Here is a 15,150-nt window from a genome sequence, read left to right as displayed (position 1 = left end):
ATGAAAATCAATTTAGCACGGATTGATGATCGGTTGATTCACGGTCAGGTCGCAACGGTTTGGGCGAAGGAAGCGGGCGCGAAACGAATTATTGTCGTTAGCAAAGAAGTCGCCAATGACGAAATTCGTAAAACATTGGTGAAACAAGCGGCACCGCCAGGAATCAAGGTGAATATCGTTGATCCAGAAAAAGCGGTGAAGGTCTACAACAATCCGAAGTATGCAGATGAAACAGTCTTCTATTTATTTACGAATCCGATGGAGGTTTTGGAAATGGTGGAAATGCAGATTCCGATCAGCTCCATTAATATCGGTGGGATGCAATTCAAAACAGGCCGGACGCAAATCACTAAGGCTGTTTCAGTGGATCAGACAGAAGCAGAAGCGTTTCGTAAGTTAGAAGCAGCAGGCGTGGAGCTGGATCTTCGGGTTGTCGCGACTGATCCAAAGGGAAATTTTGAAGAAAAACTGAAAGAAGCAGGTTTCTAAGCAGCTATATAACGAGGAGGACACAAAAATGGAATTATCAGTAGTACAAATTGTCTTTATTTTTCTTTTTTCTTGTGTATGTGGAATGGGTAGTGTGTTGGATGAGTTCCAGACGCATCGACCGTTGATTGCTTGTACGGTGGTTGGATTGATCTTAGGCGATGTGCAGACCGGAATTATCTTAGGTGGAACGTTGGAGCTGATCGCTCTGGGCTGGATGAATATTGGTGCGGCGCAATCACCGGATTCGGCGTTGGCGAGTGTCATTTCGACGATTTTAGTTGTGGTTGGTCAACAGGATATTCAATCAGGAATCGCGATTGCTTTGCCTGTTGCGGCGGCTGGTCAGGTATTGACGGTTATCGCGCGAACAATTACGGTGGCTTTCCAGCATGCAGCAGATCGTGAAGCGGAAAAAGCCAATTTCAATAAAATTATCTTTCTACATTTTAGTGCCCTATTTATTCAGGCGTTACGTGTCGCTATTCCTGCAACCATCGTAGCAGCATTCGTTAGTGCAGAAATGGTGACGAACATGTTGAACATGATTCCCGATGTGATTACTGGTGGATTGGCGGTAGCCGGCGGCTTTATCGTTGTGGTCGGGTATGCGATGGTGCTGAACATGATGAGTGTCGCTTACCTGATGCCATTCTTCTATCTTGGGTTCGTTATGGGCGGCTACTTAGAGTTCAGCTTATTGGCCTTCGGGATTATTGGCTTGATCACTGCCTTAATCTATGTGCAGCTGAATCCGAATTTTAAGAAAAATGAAGTTCAGGGCAATCAAGTGGCGGCGGTCGTTGCTGGCGAGTTAGCTGATGATGAGTTAGAAGATTAGGAGGAATTCTAAAATGGAAAATACTTCAATAGCAGAAACAAAAAAAGATATTTATGCGCAATCACAATTAACCAAAAAAGATTTGATGACGACGTTCGTCTTTTCAAATTTTCAGCAGGCATCCTTTAACTTTGAACGGATTCACGCGTTGGCTTTCTGTGTAGACATGATTCCAACGATCCGCCGTGTGTATAAAACAAAAGAAGAACAAGCGGAAGCTTTGAAACGCCATCTGACCTTCTTCAATACAACACCAGCCGTTTGTGGGCCGGTTATCGGCGTAACGATGGCGATGGAGGAAGCGCGGGCAAGCGGCGCGGATATTGATGATGGAACAATCAATAGTTTGAAGGTCGGCTTGATGGGACCGTTAGCTGGTGTCGGTGATCCGTTGGTTTGGGGAACCTTGCGGCCGATCACCGCAGCATTAGGTGCTTCCTTGGCTTTATCTGGAAATGTGATGGGACCAATCTTGTTCTTTGTGGCCTTTAATGCGATTCGTTTGGCGATGAAGTGGTTTGGTTTAACTTACGGTTTCAGTAAAGGAATGGACATTGTTAAAGATCTATCTGGTAATTTATTACAAAAATTGACTGAAGGCGCGACAATTTTAGGATTGTTCATCATGGGGGTCTTGGTAACGAAATGGACGACTGTCAATATTCCATTAGTTGTATCGGAAACACCAGGTGCGGATGGCAAAACAGTTATCACAACGGTGCAAAATGTCTTGGATGACTTGGTACCGGGATTGCCAGCGTTAGGCTTAACACTATTGATGATGTATTTATTGAAGAAAAAGGTCAGTCCGATTGTTTTAATCTTTGTTTTATTCGCAGTCGGAATCATCGGGTATTGGTTAGGTATTTTAGCTTAGCATTATTAATAGAAGAAACTAGGGGGAACAGCAGTGAAAACGAAAGCAGTGCGTTTATACGGTAAGAAGGATTTACGTTTGGAGGAATTTGAATTACCAGAAATCAAAGAAAATGAAATCTTGGCTTCGGTCATCACTGACAGCATTTGTATGTCGACATGGAAATTAGCCAATCAAGGGGCAGATCATAAAAAAGCACCCAATGATTTAGCAGATAATCCGATTATCATCGGTCATGAATTTTGCGGCGAACTGCTTGAAGTTGGTGGGAAATGGGCGCATAAGTATAAAAAAGGGGAGCGCTATGTTTTACAGGCGAACCTGCAATTACCAGATCGGCCAGATTGTCCCGGCTATTCGTATCCTTATACTGGCGGCGATGCGACCTATATTGTGATCTCGGAAGATGTCATGAATCAGGACTGCTTGATTCCCTACAAAGGCGATACGTATTTTGAAGGCTCATTGATTGAACCGCTGTCTTGTGTGATCGGTGCTTTTGAAGCCAATTATCACTTAAAAGAAGGTTCTTATGAACACAAGATGGGGATTAAGGCCGATGGTAATTTATTGATTATGGGTGGTACGGGTCCGATGGGGTTACTAGCGATCGATTATGCCCTGCATGGTCCGATTAAACCCAAGAAACTAGTAGTAACCGATCGCGACGCAGAAAAATTAGCACGTGCGGCAAAGCTTTATCCAAGTCAAGGTGGGATCGAGGTTTCTTATGTGAATGTCGCGGATGTTGACGATCAAGTTAGTCTGTTAAAGGAAACGGTTGGCGGCGGCTTCGACGATATCTTCGTAATGATCCCAGTCGCAGCGGTCGTGACAGAGGCTGCAGCAATGTTGAATCCGGATGGTTGCCTAAACTTCTTTGCTGGTCCGCAGGATAAAGAATTTTCAGCACCAGTAAATTTCTATGACGTACATTATTCCTTTACACACTTTGTAGGAACCTCTGGCGGGAATACTGAGGACATGCGTAAAGCCGTTAAGTTAATTGAAGAAAAACAGGTCAAAGTGGCCAATGTCGTGACCCACATCTTAGGTTTGGATGCAGTAGGAGAAACCACGTTGAATCAACCAGCGATCGGCGGTGGAAAAAAATTGGTATACACCCACAAGCAATCAGAATTGAAAAAAATCTCGGAGATTGCTGAGGATTCAGAATTAGGCGCGATTCTGGCTGAAACCGACGGTATATGGAGTCAAAAGGCCGAAAACTATGTTCTGAAAAATTATCCAAATATTTAAAATTAAATTAAGTAAATGAATTAATTGGTTGTTTTCAGTATTTCAGCTTTTTTAATGTTCGTATTTTAGAGTTGAATTAACCTAAATATAAAAAGAGAACTACCGCAGAAAAGAACTGTTTCTGCGGTAGTTCATTTTATAGATTCTCTTTTAGAAACTGCACGGTTGCTTGATAGGCGATATCTGAGTAGCCCTCACCATGAACCGTTCCAGTGATCAATTTTGCTTCACTGGGAATGCCTTTTTCAGCCAGAGCGCTTTGTAATTTATAAACGCCAGACAAAGGAACTAATTCATTCAGTGAGTTGGCAATGAAAATTGGCCCACTGTTATTTGAAACGCGGGATAAAGGATCTGCTTGTTTTAAAAGCTCCAGATCCTGATTCACGTAATTCAAGATAAACCATTTGTAAAAGGCATCGTTCGTGCCGTCCTGATCGATTTTTCCACTAGCTTGTTTGTCAAAATCAGGTTTTTGATTCATCGCAGGTACGACTTCGGGATGTTGCTCCACCCAATCATAAAGATCGATAATGCCTGACCAAGAAGCGGCAGGAATGCCCTTTTGCAAAGCTAATTCAATTGCTAGATTGCCGCCAGCTGAAGAACCAAGGGTAGTGATCTTTCCTTTTACTGGATACGTGCTATTTGCTAGCCAGTCATAGACCTTCAGCAGGTCGTCCATAGCAGCGGGGAAGATATGCTCTGGAGCTAAGCGATAATTGGGCGCGACAACGAGGAAGCCATCCGTCATCAGTCTTTCTGCTAAAGCTGTTTCTTTGGCTTTATCACCGCGAAACCAACCGCCGCCATGAATTAAAATGATCGCGGCTTTGATAGTCTCTGGCTCATAAATGTCTAAAGTTAGTTGGTGTTCTTCATCGTATATATAATCTTTGATCATCGTATCTCACTTCTTTTACTGTATTTAAATCAAATTGTTTTCTGCGGTTACCTGAGGCTGTTGCTGCAATAATTCATCTAAGATAACTAATAACCTTTGCTGAGCTTCGTCATAGGCCTCGATTTGGTTGCCGAATTGCTGGTTGAAGCCTTCCAGTCCGCCTTTCACGAATTCATATTCGTATTGATAGACTGCATCATAGGCTTTTGTAAAACGTTGCAGCAATGTCGTTTGCTTGTCTAGCTGCAGCGCCATTTGGATCACGCGAAAATCAGTATAAGCGAGTTCAAATTGAACTGCCCAGATACGCATAAATTCGTGTTGATTTTTGATGTGCAGAAAATGATGCTCTGTTGTCCAGCGTAGATTGTTGATTGCTCCTAAAACGTCTAACATTTTCTCACCTGCCTTCTGATTTATTACAGTCTTTAATTTACGCTCTTTTTTTTACAGGGCAAGTAAGAAGTCTTGTGTTTTGATGAAAAAGGCTTTCTTTCTATTTTTTCCTTTGCTACACTTAAAAAAAACGCAGAGAGAAGGACCATGATGAAGATCACCATAAAAGAAATCGCTGAGATGGCAGGCGTTTCCGTAACGACTGTTTCGCAGATTTTAAATAATAAGGGCAGTCGCTTCAGCGAACAGACGCGCAAAAAAGTATTAGCGATCGTTGAAGAATATCAATATAAACCGGATTTTTTTGCGGCGAATTTGATTAATCGTCATTCGAAAACGATTGGAATGATTGTGCCCGATGTAACGGACTTTTTTTTCTCAAAAGTGATTGAAGGGGTAGAGAGTTATTTAAACCCTTTAGGCTATATGATTATTTTGTGTAATTCCCGCCATGACATTGAACAAGAAAAACGTTATTTAAATGAATTGTCGCATCGATCAGTAGACGGAATCTTGTTGGCGACACCGAATCAACTAGAGGGTGAACACAAGCTGGGCAGTGATTTCTACCGTAAACACCCGATTGTTTTGATTGACCGAGGCTTGAATGATCGCGATTGGGGTCAGCTACTAGTCGAAGAATACGCTGGAGCACAAGAAGTCCTGCGGATGTTGGTAGATAAAGGGCATCGTCATATTGGTATGTTAAAAGAAAGCCAAGGTTATTACCAATTGACCGAGCGGGTGAAGGCCTATCGACAGGTGGTTTTTGAATATCAATTGCCATTTGAAGAAAGCTATATTTGTTCTGGACAATTAACAATCTCTGGCGGTTATCATGCGGCAAGAGAAGTATTAAAGAATAAGGAAATTACGGCGATATTTTGCGGAAATGATGAAATGGCTCTGGGCTGCTATCAAGCGATTTATGAGGCGGGATTAAAAATTCCTGAGGACATTTCGGTCGTGGGATTTGACGGCTTAGAGGTCAGTGAATACATGGTTCCACCTTTGACAACAGTCTTCCAGCCGAGTAGCGAGATCGGCTTTTCAGCAGCTAAATTTTTAGTTGACGCGATTAATTTCCCTTCTCAGCGAATTCCGAATAAAATCTTCCAAACTAAATTAATTATTCGTGAGAGTGTGAAAGAAGTAGATCAGGGTTGACAACGGGGCGAGTACCCGTTATAGTAACGATGGCAGCGCTAACAGAAAGCGCTTCTGTATTTAGTAAACTGTTTTACTAAAGTGGTTTACCTTTCGCCATTTTATTGTATAATATCTTTTGAAGCTTGGAGGAAAACCTATGAGAATGGTAGATTTGATCGAAAAAAAAAGAGATGGTAAAGCCCTATCAAAAGAAGAACTCGACTTCATTATTGATGGCTATACAGACGGAAGTATTCCAGATTATCAGATGAGCGCTTTGTTAATGGCGATCTTTTATCAGGACATGACGGATGAGGAAATTTCTCATTTAACTTTAGCTATGGCAAACTCAGGTGATATCATTGACTTGTCATCCATTGAGGGTGTGAAGGTGGATAAGCATTCCACTGGCGGTGTTGGTGACACGACAACCTTGGTTCTAGCACCACTTGTAGCGAGTGTCGGTGTCCCTGTAGCAAAAATGTCTGGACGCGGTCTTGGGTTTACCGGCGGTACCTTAGATAAATTCGAATCAATCCCTGGCTTTAAAATCGAATTGTCGGATCAAGAATTTGTTGATATCGTGAACAAGAGCAAAGTAGCCGTGATTGGTCAGTCAGGAAATCTGGCTCCGGCGGATAAAAAGCTGTATGCGTTGCGGGATGTAACGGCAACTGTGGATTCAATCCCTTTGATTGCCAGCTCGATTATGAGTAAAAAAATCGCGGCGGGTGCAGATGCGATCGTTTTAGATGTGACTACTGGTGAAGGGGCCTTCATGAAGAACATTGAGGATGCCAAGCGCTTAGCGAAAACCATGGTTCGCATTGGGAAGCTTGCTGGACGTCAAACGATGGCTGTGATTTCGGATATGTCTGAGCCGCTAGGTGAAGCAATTGGAAATAGTTTGGAAATCGTTGAAGCGATTGATACCTTGAAGGGCAATGGGCCAGCAGATCTCACGGAGATGTGCTATGTGCTGGGGAGTCAAATGGTTGTTCTGGCAGGTAAAGCAGCGACGTTGGAAGAAGCCAGAGTGATGTTGGAAGAAGCGCTTCATTCAGGTAAGGCGCTCGAAAAATTCCGTGAGATGGTTAAGGATCAGGGCGGAGATGTAACAGTAATTGATCAAACAGATAAGATTTTAACCGCTAAATATGAAATTGAGTTACCAGCTAAAAGTTCGGGTTATGTCACTGAATTAGTAGCTAATGAAATTGGGATTGCCGCAATGCTATTAGGCGCGGGTCGCAAAACAAAAGAAGAAGATATCGATCATGCTGTTGGTATCAAGCTGCATAAAAAAATTGGCGACAAAGTTGCTGAAGGTGAATCGCTATTAACAATCTACGCGAACTCCAATGAAATTGACGAAGTGAAAAAATTACTTTATCAAAATATTTCGATTGGTGAAGCGCCAAAAGAGCCTATTTTAATCCACGATATTATTACAGAATAAGTATTTAAAACTTTTTTGTAACAATAAAAAGTATATTATAATGAAAGAAGCGAGGGTCAGAAATGGAAATAAATCGAATGATCGACCACACAATTTTAAAAGCAGATGCTAGCAAAGAAGAGGTTATGAAGATTATTGAAGAAGCAAAGAAATACCGCTTCTATTCTGTCTGCATTAATCCAACTTGGGTATCACTTGCAGCCAAAGAACTGCAAGGTGAACCTGTTGCGGTTTGTACGGTGATCGGATTCCCATTGGGCGCAAATACTACCGAAACAAAGGCATTCGAAGCAGCAAATGCGATTCAAAATGGTGCGGATGAAGTAGATATGGTTATCAACATTGGCGAATTGAAGGACGGCAACGACGAAAAAGTTCAAAAAGATATCGAAGCAGTCGTAGCAGCCGCAAAGGATAAAGCTTTAGTCAAAGTGATCATCGAAACTTCTCTATTAACGAATGAAGAAAAAGTCAAAGCCTGCGAATTAGCGAAAGCAGCTGGAGCAGATTTTGTTAAAACTTCTACTGGCTTCTCAACTGGTGGCGCAACGGTCGAAGATGTACGTTTGATGCGTGAAACGGTTGGACCAGAAATGGGTGTTAAGGCTTCCGGCGGTATCCACAACGCGAAAGAAGCAGCAGCAATGATCGAAGCAGGAGCAACACGTTTAGGTGCCAGCTCAGGTGTTGCTATTATGAACGGCCTATCTGGTACGGGGTACTAAGAGCGGAGGCAGTATACATGAGTAAACAAGAATGGATCGATATCGCAGTTGAAGCACTCGACAAAGCGTACGTCCCATATTCAAAATTTCCTGTTGGCGCGTGTCTCGTGACAAAAGAAGGAAAAACCTATCAAGGAATCAATATTGAAAATGCTTCTTACGGCTTAACGAATTGCGCGGAACGAACAGCCATTTTTAAAGCTGTTTCGGAAGGCGAAAGAGCCTTTAGTCATCTTGTGGTCGCTGGTCACACACCAGAACCGATTTCTCCATGTGGCGCTTGTCGTCAAGTTATGGCGGAATTTTGCGATCCAGCGATGCCAGTAACCTTAGTCGGTGACAACGGTGTAACAAAAGAAATGACCGTTGGAGAGTTACTGCCGTATACCTTTACTGACAAAGATTTATAAACCATGTTCATTCAGTCGCAGGACTGTTGAAAAAAACATATTTAGGGGGCTTTACAGAAATGAAAAAAGCAAAATTATTTGGCCTAGGTACCGTGGCAATGGCAGCATTGCTGACTCTAGGAGCTTGCGGCGGCGGTAATGGCGGCGGTTCAACTGATTCTTCAGGCGGAGCGGCCAAAGACGATGCAAAACACAGTGTAGCAATCGTAACAGACATTGGTGGGGTGGACGACCGTTCATTTAACCAAAGTGCTTGGGAAGGTCTTCAAGCATGGGGAAAAGAACACGATATCAAAAAAGGTACTGGCGGATATAACTATATCCAATCAAACGATGCTTCTGAATATGAACAAAATATTTCACAAGCTGTTACTAACGGTTTCAAAACAGTCTTCGGGATTGGTTACTTACTAGCTGATCCAATCTCAGCAGCAGCAGATCAAAACCCAGATACAAACTTCGTTATCATTGACTCAGTGATTGAAGACAAAGATAACGTTGCATCAGCAACATTTAAAGACCAAGAAGCAGCTTACCTAGCAGGTGTAGCAGCAGCTGAAACAACAAAATCAAATAAATTAGGTTTTGTCGGTGGTGAAGAAGGTGCCGTAATCGACCGCTTTGAAGCTGGTTTCGTTCAAGGGGTAAAAGATACTGCTAAAAAATTAGACAAAGACATTTCTGTAGACGTACAATATGCGGCTTCATTTGGTGATCCTTCTAAAGGGAAAGCTTTGGCAGCGAATATGTACAATGCTGGCGTAGACATCATTTATCATGCTTCAGGCGGTACTGGTCAAGGGGTCTTCTCAGAAGCGAAAGCACGTAACGAAAAAGCTGACGAAGCTGACAAAGTTTGGGTTATCGGTGTCGATAGCGACCAACAAAACGATGGCAAATACAAATCTAAAGACGGTAAAGAAAGCAACTTCTGCTTGACTTCAACACTTAAAGGCGTTGGCGCAGCGGTTCAATCAATCTCTACGGATGCATTGAATGACAAATTCCCTGGCGGCAAACACTTATCATTTGGTTTAAAAGACGGCGGTGTTGATTTAACAGACGGCTATCTTTCAGACGATGCGAAAGCAGCTGTTAAAGAAGCAAAAGAAAAAGTTTCTGCTGGCGACATCAAAGTTCCAGAAACTCCTGAGAAATAATTATTCAGGTGACCATAGTCTCCAACGCGTGAGGCTATGGTCCTCTTTTAAAAAAAGTTTTCTTCTTTTAGACAAGTCACAGCCTGTGCTTGATTTGTCTAAGGGAAGAACGCCCTTAGCGTTGCAATGTTTTGTCAGGTTTTAAAAAGCGATAGGATGTGAAAAGAAAGTGACAGAAGAACAAAATGTCATTGAGATGCGCAATATCACCAAGCAATTTGGTACGTTTAAAGCAAATGACAACATCAATCTTCAGATTCGAAAGGGCGAGATTCACGCGCTTCTAGGTGAAAATGGCGCTGGAAAATCAACATTGATGAATGTCTTGTCTGGGCTATTACAGCCAACTTCTGGTGAGATTCTAATGGATGGTCAACCCGTCGATATCTCAAGCCCAACGAAAGCCAATCAATTAGGGATCGGAATGGTCCATCAGCATTTCATGTTAGTGGATGCCTTTACCGTCACAGAGAACATTATTTTAGGCAGCGAGCCGAAGAAAAACGGCATGCTGGACAAAAAGAAAGCTAAGGCCGAAATCGTTCGTCTATCAGAAGAATATGGATTGAAGGTTGATCCGGATGCGTATATTCGCGATATTTCAGTTGGGATGCAGCAACGGGTTGAAATTTTGAAAACCTTGTATCGTGGCGCGAATATTCTAATTTTTGATGAACCAACGGCAGTATTAACACCGCAAGAAATTGATGAGCTGATTACGATTATGGAAGGCCTTATCAATGAGGGCAAATCCATTATTCTAATTACTCATAAGTTAGATGAAATTAAAAAAGTTGCGGATCGCTGTTCAGTCATTCGTCGGGGACAATACATAGGAACGGTCGACGTCAAAGATGTCAGCTCGCAACAATTAGCCGATATGATGGTGGGGCGCTCTGTTTCATTCAAAACAGATAAGGTACCAGCAACGCCGGGCGAAGTCGTTCTTTCAATCAAGGATCTTGTTGTAAAAGAAAGTCGCGGCTTAGAAGCAGTGAAGAATCTTTCACTGGATGTCCATCGCGGCGAAGTTGTCGGGATTGCCGGAATCGACGGCAATGGTCAGACAGAGCTGATTCAAGCGTTAACTGGTTTGCGCAAAGTCGAAAGCGGAACTGTCACAATTAGCGGAAAAGACGTCACAGGAAAAGCACCGCGTCATATTACTGAAACGGGTGTCGGACATGTGCCGGAAGACCGTCATAAATATGGTTTGATTCTACCGTTGCCGTTATCAGAAAATATTGCACTGCAATCGTATTATCATGAACCATTCAGTAAGACAGGTATCTTGAACTATGGGGAAATCGACCGTTACGCAAAACGCTTGATTGAAGAATACGATGTACGAACGACTAGTGAAAAAGCACCAGCTGCTTCACTATCAGGCGGGAATCAGCAAAAAGCGATTATTGCGCGGGAAGTGGATCGTGATCCAGATCTATTGATCGTATCACAGCCAACTCGTGGACTGGATGTTGGGGCGATCGAATATATCCACAAACGTTTGGTTGAACAGCGCGACAAGCAAAAAGGCGTACTGTTAGTAAGTTTTGAGTTAGATGAAATTTTGAATGTCTCTGACCGTATCGCGGTTATTCATGCAGGGGAGATCGTTGGTATCGTAGATCCGAAAGAAACTTCTGAAAACGAGCTTGGGCTATTGATGGCCGGCTATAGTTTAGAAGAAGCGCGAGCAGAATTAGCAAAGGCTGGTGAGACAAATGAATGATCGCTCAGAAAGAATTAGAAATATTTTAGTACCGATTATTTCAGTTATTTTAGGATTTGTTCTTGGTGCTGTTTTAATGTTAGTGTTTGGATTTAATCCGATTGAAGGCTATAACGCGATGTTCAGTTCCGCGTTCCAAAGCAAAATGTCGATTGGAGAAATTTTGGTGGGTGCAGGTCCGTTGATCTTTACCGCTCTTGGGTTCTCCGTTGCCAACTCGGCAGGATTCTTTAACGTCGGGTTATCTGGGCAAGCTTTATGCGGCTGGGTCGCAAGTATCTGGGTTGCCTTAAGTATGCCGGATTCACCGAAATTCGTTGTTTTACCATTAGCGATCATCGCTGGTGCTTTGGCCGGAGCTGCGGCTGCAGCGATTCCTGGAGTGTTGCGAGCATTCTTTGGAACCAGTGAAGTTATCGTAACGATCATGATGAACTATGTGATCCTGTACGTAGCGAATCATATTGTTAACCATGTAATGTCACCAGATATCATTTCAAACAAAGGTGTAACCAAAGGTGTCGGCTTGAATGCGTCATTACGCGAACCTTGGTTAACAAACTTATTTGGCGGTTCACGGGTCAACATGGGGATTATTTTAGCAGTAGTTTTCTTAGTGCTTGTATGGTTCTTAATGAAACGAACAACGCTAGGTTTTGAAATTCGTTCTGTTGGTTTGAATCCTTTTGCCTCTGAATATGCTGGGATGAGCAGTAAACGCACGATCGTAATCTCAATGATCATTTCAGGTACCTTAGCAGGTCTTGGTGGTGTGGTTTATGGACTAGGAACGTTTATGAATTACTTTGTTCAAGGAACATCTGTCAGCATCGGGTTTGACGGAATGGCTGTTTCGCTGTTAGGAAATGGAAGCTCAGTGGGAATTTTACTTTCCGCATTGCTGTTCAGTATCTTGAAGCTCGGCGGACAAGGGATGCAGTTTTCAGGTATTCCAAGTGAATTGGCCAATAGTGTAATTCCGTTGATCATCTTCTTCGTAGCCATCAACTACATCGTACGTGTTGGTTTAGCTAAAGTCATGGGCGGTAAAAAAGAAGTCGCAACTGTCCAAGAAATAGAAAGTGCTCCGAATGAAGAATCTGAAAAAGGGGGCAAAGTCTGATGAATATGGATTTAGTAGCTTCAATTATTGCTCAGACACTTGTGTATTCAGCACCGTTGATTTTAACGGCTTTAGGTGGGGTCTTTTCTGAACGCAGCGGGATCGTTAACGTTGGTTTGGAAGGAATCATGGTTGCAGGGGCATTTAGTTCAGTAGTCTTTAACTTAGCTTTTGCCGATCAATTTGGCGCAATGACTCCTTGGTTGGGTGTTTTAGTCGGCGGCTTAGCAGGAATGGCATTTTCGTTACTGCATGCGGTAGCGACAGTCAGCTTCCGTGCGGATCATATTATCAGTGGTACTGTAATGAATCTATTGGCACCGCCATTAGCGATTTTCCTAATTAAGGTTATTTATGGAAAAGGCCAAACAGATACGATCCAACAGCAATTTGGTTACTTTGATTTTCCTGTATTAAGCAAGATTCCTGTACTTGGTGATCTTTTCTTTAAAAATACAAGTTTGCCAGCGTATTTTGCGATTTTGGTCGCGGTAATTTCTTGGTTCATAATTTTTAAAACACGTTTTGGCTTACGATTACGTTCTGTCGGTGAAAACCCACAGGCAGCTGATACTTTGGGAATCAATGTTTACGCCTTGCGTTACTCGGGTGTCTTGATTTCTGGTTTCCTTGGTGGAATGGGTGGAGCAGTCTTTGCACAATCCATCGCTGGACGTTTTGCGCAAACAACCATCGCTGGTCAAGGGTTCATTTCACTAGCAGCGATGATCTTTGGTAAATGGAATCCGTTAGGTGCGATGGGGGCTGCGATCTTCTTCGGATTCGCACAAAACTTGAGTATCGCAGGATCAAACTTACCGATCATTTCACAAATTCCAGACGTGTATCTACAATCAGCACCATACGTCTTAACCATCGTGGTACTGGTCATTTTCCTAGGAAAAGCAGCAGCACCAAAAGCAGACGGTGTCAATTACATCAAATCAAAATAATTCTTTCGTTATTAAAGGGTGGGGCTATGGGACAATGTTCTTAGTCACGCCCTTTTTACGAGTTCCACTTCGCGCTTCAGCGCGATTAGTGGAATCGTATGCGTACGATGATAGAATCATTTTTCGCGGTTCTTGAAAAATGAATTCCGCTAAACTGAGCTAGCTGCCAGTCCAACTTTCGCAGTTGCTCAAGGTTGGACTAGCAAAAATAAAATTTTTAAATCACACATAAATACGCGAGGTTTAGTTGGATGGTATGCGTTATGAGGATCAAACTAACTTTTTCGCTTTTGAAAAAGTTAATACCATAAATCGAATTAGCTGCCAGTCCCACAGTTCTAGCACAGAATAGCTTTTATTTTACGGAACAGTAAGAACCCAATATACTGGAGCTGTGTCAGTCAGTTTAGCAGTACAATGGTTTTGTTAAATATATAAGTAGGTTTCGCCTTACTTATTTTGATATAAATAAATAGAAAGAGGGAATAGAAATGTTTAAGCGCATTCACTTAGTCGTAATGGATTCAGTCGGTATCGGAGAAGCACCGGATGCTGAAAAATTTGGAGATGTCGGTTCAGATACTTTAGGTCATATTGCAGAAGAAGCTGGATTGAACATTCCGCATTTGGAACAGCTTGGTCTTGGAACGATTCGTCCACTAAAAGGTGTGAAGGATGTTGCCGATCATGATGGCTATGCGACAAAATTAGAAGAAATCTCTGTCGGCAAAGATACCATGACGGGTCATTGGGAAATTGCTGGATTGAATATCCAAACCCCTTTCCGTGTCTTTCCTGAAGGCTTCCCGCAAGAGTTGCTTGATCAAATCTCTGAATTTTCTGGTCGCGGAATTATTATGGGGGCCAATAAGCCTTATAGCGGAACTGAAGTTATCAAGGACTTTGGCGAAGAACAAATGAAGACCGGTGATTTGATTATCTACACGTCTGCTGACCCTGTATTGCAGATTGCAGCCCATGAAGAAATCATTCCGTTAGAAGAATTGTACAAAATTTGTCAATATGTTCGTGATATTACGAAGGATGATCCTTACATGATTGGTCGAATTATTGCACGTCCTTATGTTGGTGAACCTGGTAACTTTACTCGAACAAGCAATCGTCACGACTATGCCCTTGATCCATTCGGTAAAACCGTGTTGGATTCATTAAAGGAAAATGGTAAAGATGTAATTGCGGTTGGTAAAATCAACGACATTTTCAATGGCCAAGGAATTACGGATGCTGTTCGCACAAAGAGCAACATGGATGGCGTTGACAAGTTGCTAGATGTAATGAAGAATGATTTCACTGGTTTGAGTTTTACCAACTTAGTAGATTTTGATGCCTTATTCGGTCATCGTCGTGATGTTGTCGGCTATGCTCATGCCATCGAAGAATTTGATTTACGAATTCCAGAAATTTTAGACGCGATGCAAGAGGATGACCTGTTGATGATCACGGCCGATCATGGAAATGACCCAACCTTTACTGGAACCGATCATACGCGTGAATATGTACCTTTCTTGGTTTACAGCAAAAAAATGGCAGCACAAGGAAAATTACCGCAAGGCTATTATTCAGATATCGCTGCAACGATCGCCGAAAACTTTGATGTCCCAGCGACAGAAAATGGCGAAAGCTTCTTAAAATTATTGAAATAAAAAATATT

Annotated in this window: 15 protein-coding genes; 13 read left to right on the top strand and 2 right to left on the bottom strand. The window is 42.5% G+C overall.

All coding sequences use genetic code 11. From position 1 onward, the window contains the following. From KQI58_RS13565 to KQI58_RS13550, 4 genes are read left to right on the top strand one after another with little or no spacing between them, the layout of a single operon-like run. Entirely contained in the window at nucleotides 1–489 is a 489-nt protein-coding gene (locus KQI58_RS13565; RefSeq protein ID WP_216409614.1) for a mannose/fructose/sorbose PTS transporter subunit IIB, read from the top strand. A 28-nt stretch (nucleotides 490–517) separates the two neighbouring features. Next, nucleotides 518–1,330: a PTS mannose/fructose/sorbose transporter subunit IIC gene (locus tag KQI58_RS13560; RefSeq protein ID WP_216409613.1), complete on the top strand. Its 813-nt coding sequence runs from the start codon at nucleotides 518–520 to the stop codon at nucleotides 1,328–1,330. 13 nt (nucleotides 1,331–1,343) lie between these two features. Continuing rightward, nucleotides 1,344–2,207 carry a PTS system mannose/fructose/sorbose family transporter subunit IID gene (locus tag KQI58_RS13555; protein ID WP_216409612.1) on the top strand — a complete coding sequence of 288 codons (864 nt, stop codon included), beginning with the start codon at nucleotides 1,344–1,346 and terminating at the stop codon, nucleotides 2,205–2,207. Nucleotides 2,208–2,240: 33 nt separating this feature from the next. Further along, complete coding sequence (locus tag KQI58_RS13550; RefSeq protein ID WP_216409611.1) at nucleotides 2,241–3,467, top strand: zinc-binding dehydrogenase; 1,227 nt, start codon at nucleotides 2,241–2,243, stop codon at nucleotides 3,465–3,467. Nucleotides 3,468–3,603: 136 nt separating this feature from the next. Here the strand turns inward: KQI58_RS13550 and KQI58_RS13545 are convergent, their stop codons facing one another. Both KQI58_RS13545 and KQI58_RS13540 read right to left on the bottom strand, forming a co-directional pair. Further along, nucleotides 3,604–4,371, bottom strand: coding sequence for an alpha/beta hydrolase (locus KQI58_RS13545; RefSeq protein ID WP_216409610.1), 768 nt, complete (start codon nucleotides 4,369–4,371; stop codon nucleotides 3,604–3,606). Between the two features lie 24 nt (nucleotides 4,372–4,395). After that, complete coding sequence (locus tag KQI58_RS13540) at nucleotides 4,396–4,767, bottom strand: hypothetical protein (RefSeq protein ID WP_216409609.1); 372 nt, start codon at nucleotides 4,765–4,767, stop codon at nucleotides 4,396–4,398. A gap of 147 nt (nucleotides 4,768–4,914) precedes the next feature. Between KQI58_RS13540 and KQI58_RS13535 the strand changes: the two genes are divergently transcribed. The 9 genes from KQI58_RS13535 (at nucleotide 4,915) to deoB (ending at nucleotide 15,142) form a co-directional block, all read left to right on the top strand. After that, nucleotides 4,915–5,934, top strand: coding sequence for a LacI family DNA-binding transcriptional regulator (locus KQI58_RS13535; RefSeq protein ID WP_437177532.1), 1,020 nt, complete (start codon nucleotides 4,915–4,917; stop codon nucleotides 5,932–5,934). A 139-nt stretch (nucleotides 5,935–6,073) separates the two neighbouring features. After that, nucleotides 6,074–7,375, top strand: a complete 1,302-nt coding sequence (locus KQI58_RS13530) for a pyrimidine-nucleoside phosphorylase (RefSeq protein ID WP_216409607.1) — start codon at nucleotides 6,074–6,076, stop codon at nucleotides 7,373–7,375. A gap of 62 nt (nucleotides 7,376–7,437) precedes the next feature. Next, entirely contained in the window at nucleotides 7,438–8,100 is a 663-nt protein-coding gene (gene deoC, locus KQI58_RS13525; protein WP_216409606.1) for a deoxyribose-phosphate aldolase, read from the top strand. Nucleotides 8,101–8,117: 17 nt separating this feature from the next. Continuing rightward, on the top strand, nucleotides 8,118–8,510 hold the full coding sequence (locus KQI58_RS13520) for a cytidine deaminase (RefSeq protein WP_216409605.1): 393 nt from the start codon (nucleotides 8,118–8,120) through the stop codon (nucleotides 8,508–8,510). A gap of 59 nt (nucleotides 8,511–8,569) precedes the next feature. Further along, a complete protein-coding gene (locus tag KQI58_RS13515; protein ID WP_049218143.1) occupies nucleotides 8,570–9,670 on the top strand; it encodes a BMP family lipoprotein in 1,101 nt (366 codons plus the stop codon). A gap of 196 nt (nucleotides 9,671–9,866) precedes the next feature. Then, nucleotides 9,867–11,402, top strand: coding sequence for an ABC transporter ATP-binding protein (locus KQI58_RS13510; RefSeq protein ID WP_253295951.1), 1,536 nt, complete (start codon nucleotides 9,867–9,869; stop codon nucleotides 11,400–11,402). Next, nucleotides 11,395–12,525: an ABC transporter permease gene (locus KQI58_RS13505; RefSeq protein ID WP_216409603.1), complete on the top strand. Its 1,131-nt coding sequence runs from the start codon at nucleotides 11,395–11,397 to the stop codon at nucleotides 12,523–12,525. The genes KQI58_RS13510 and KQI58_RS13505 overlap by 8 nt, the downstream gene beginning before the upstream one ends. Next, nucleotides 12,525–13,478 carry an ABC transporter permease gene (locus tag KQI58_RS13500; protein ID WP_216409602.1) on the top strand — a complete coding sequence of 318 codons (954 nt, stop codon included), beginning with the start codon at nucleotides 12,525–12,527 and terminating at the stop codon, nucleotides 13,476–13,478. The genes KQI58_RS13505 and KQI58_RS13500 overlap by 1 nt, the downstream gene beginning before the upstream one ends. A gap of 491 nt (nucleotides 13,479–13,969) precedes the next feature. Next, a complete protein-coding gene (deoB, locus tag KQI58_RS13495; protein WP_216409601.1) occupies nucleotides 13,970–15,142 on the top strand; it encodes a phosphopentomutase in 1,173 nt (390 codons plus the stop codon). The last annotated feature ends 8 nt before the right edge of the window (nucleotides 15,143–15,150 follow it).

Source organism: Enterococcus raffinosus, from assembly GCF_018917525.1.
Classification (GTDB): Bacteria; Bacillota; Bacilli; order Lactobacillales; family Enterococcaceae; genus Enterococcus_A; species Enterococcus_A raffinosus_A.
This window is presented reverse-complemented; position numbering and strand designations above follow the sequence as displayed.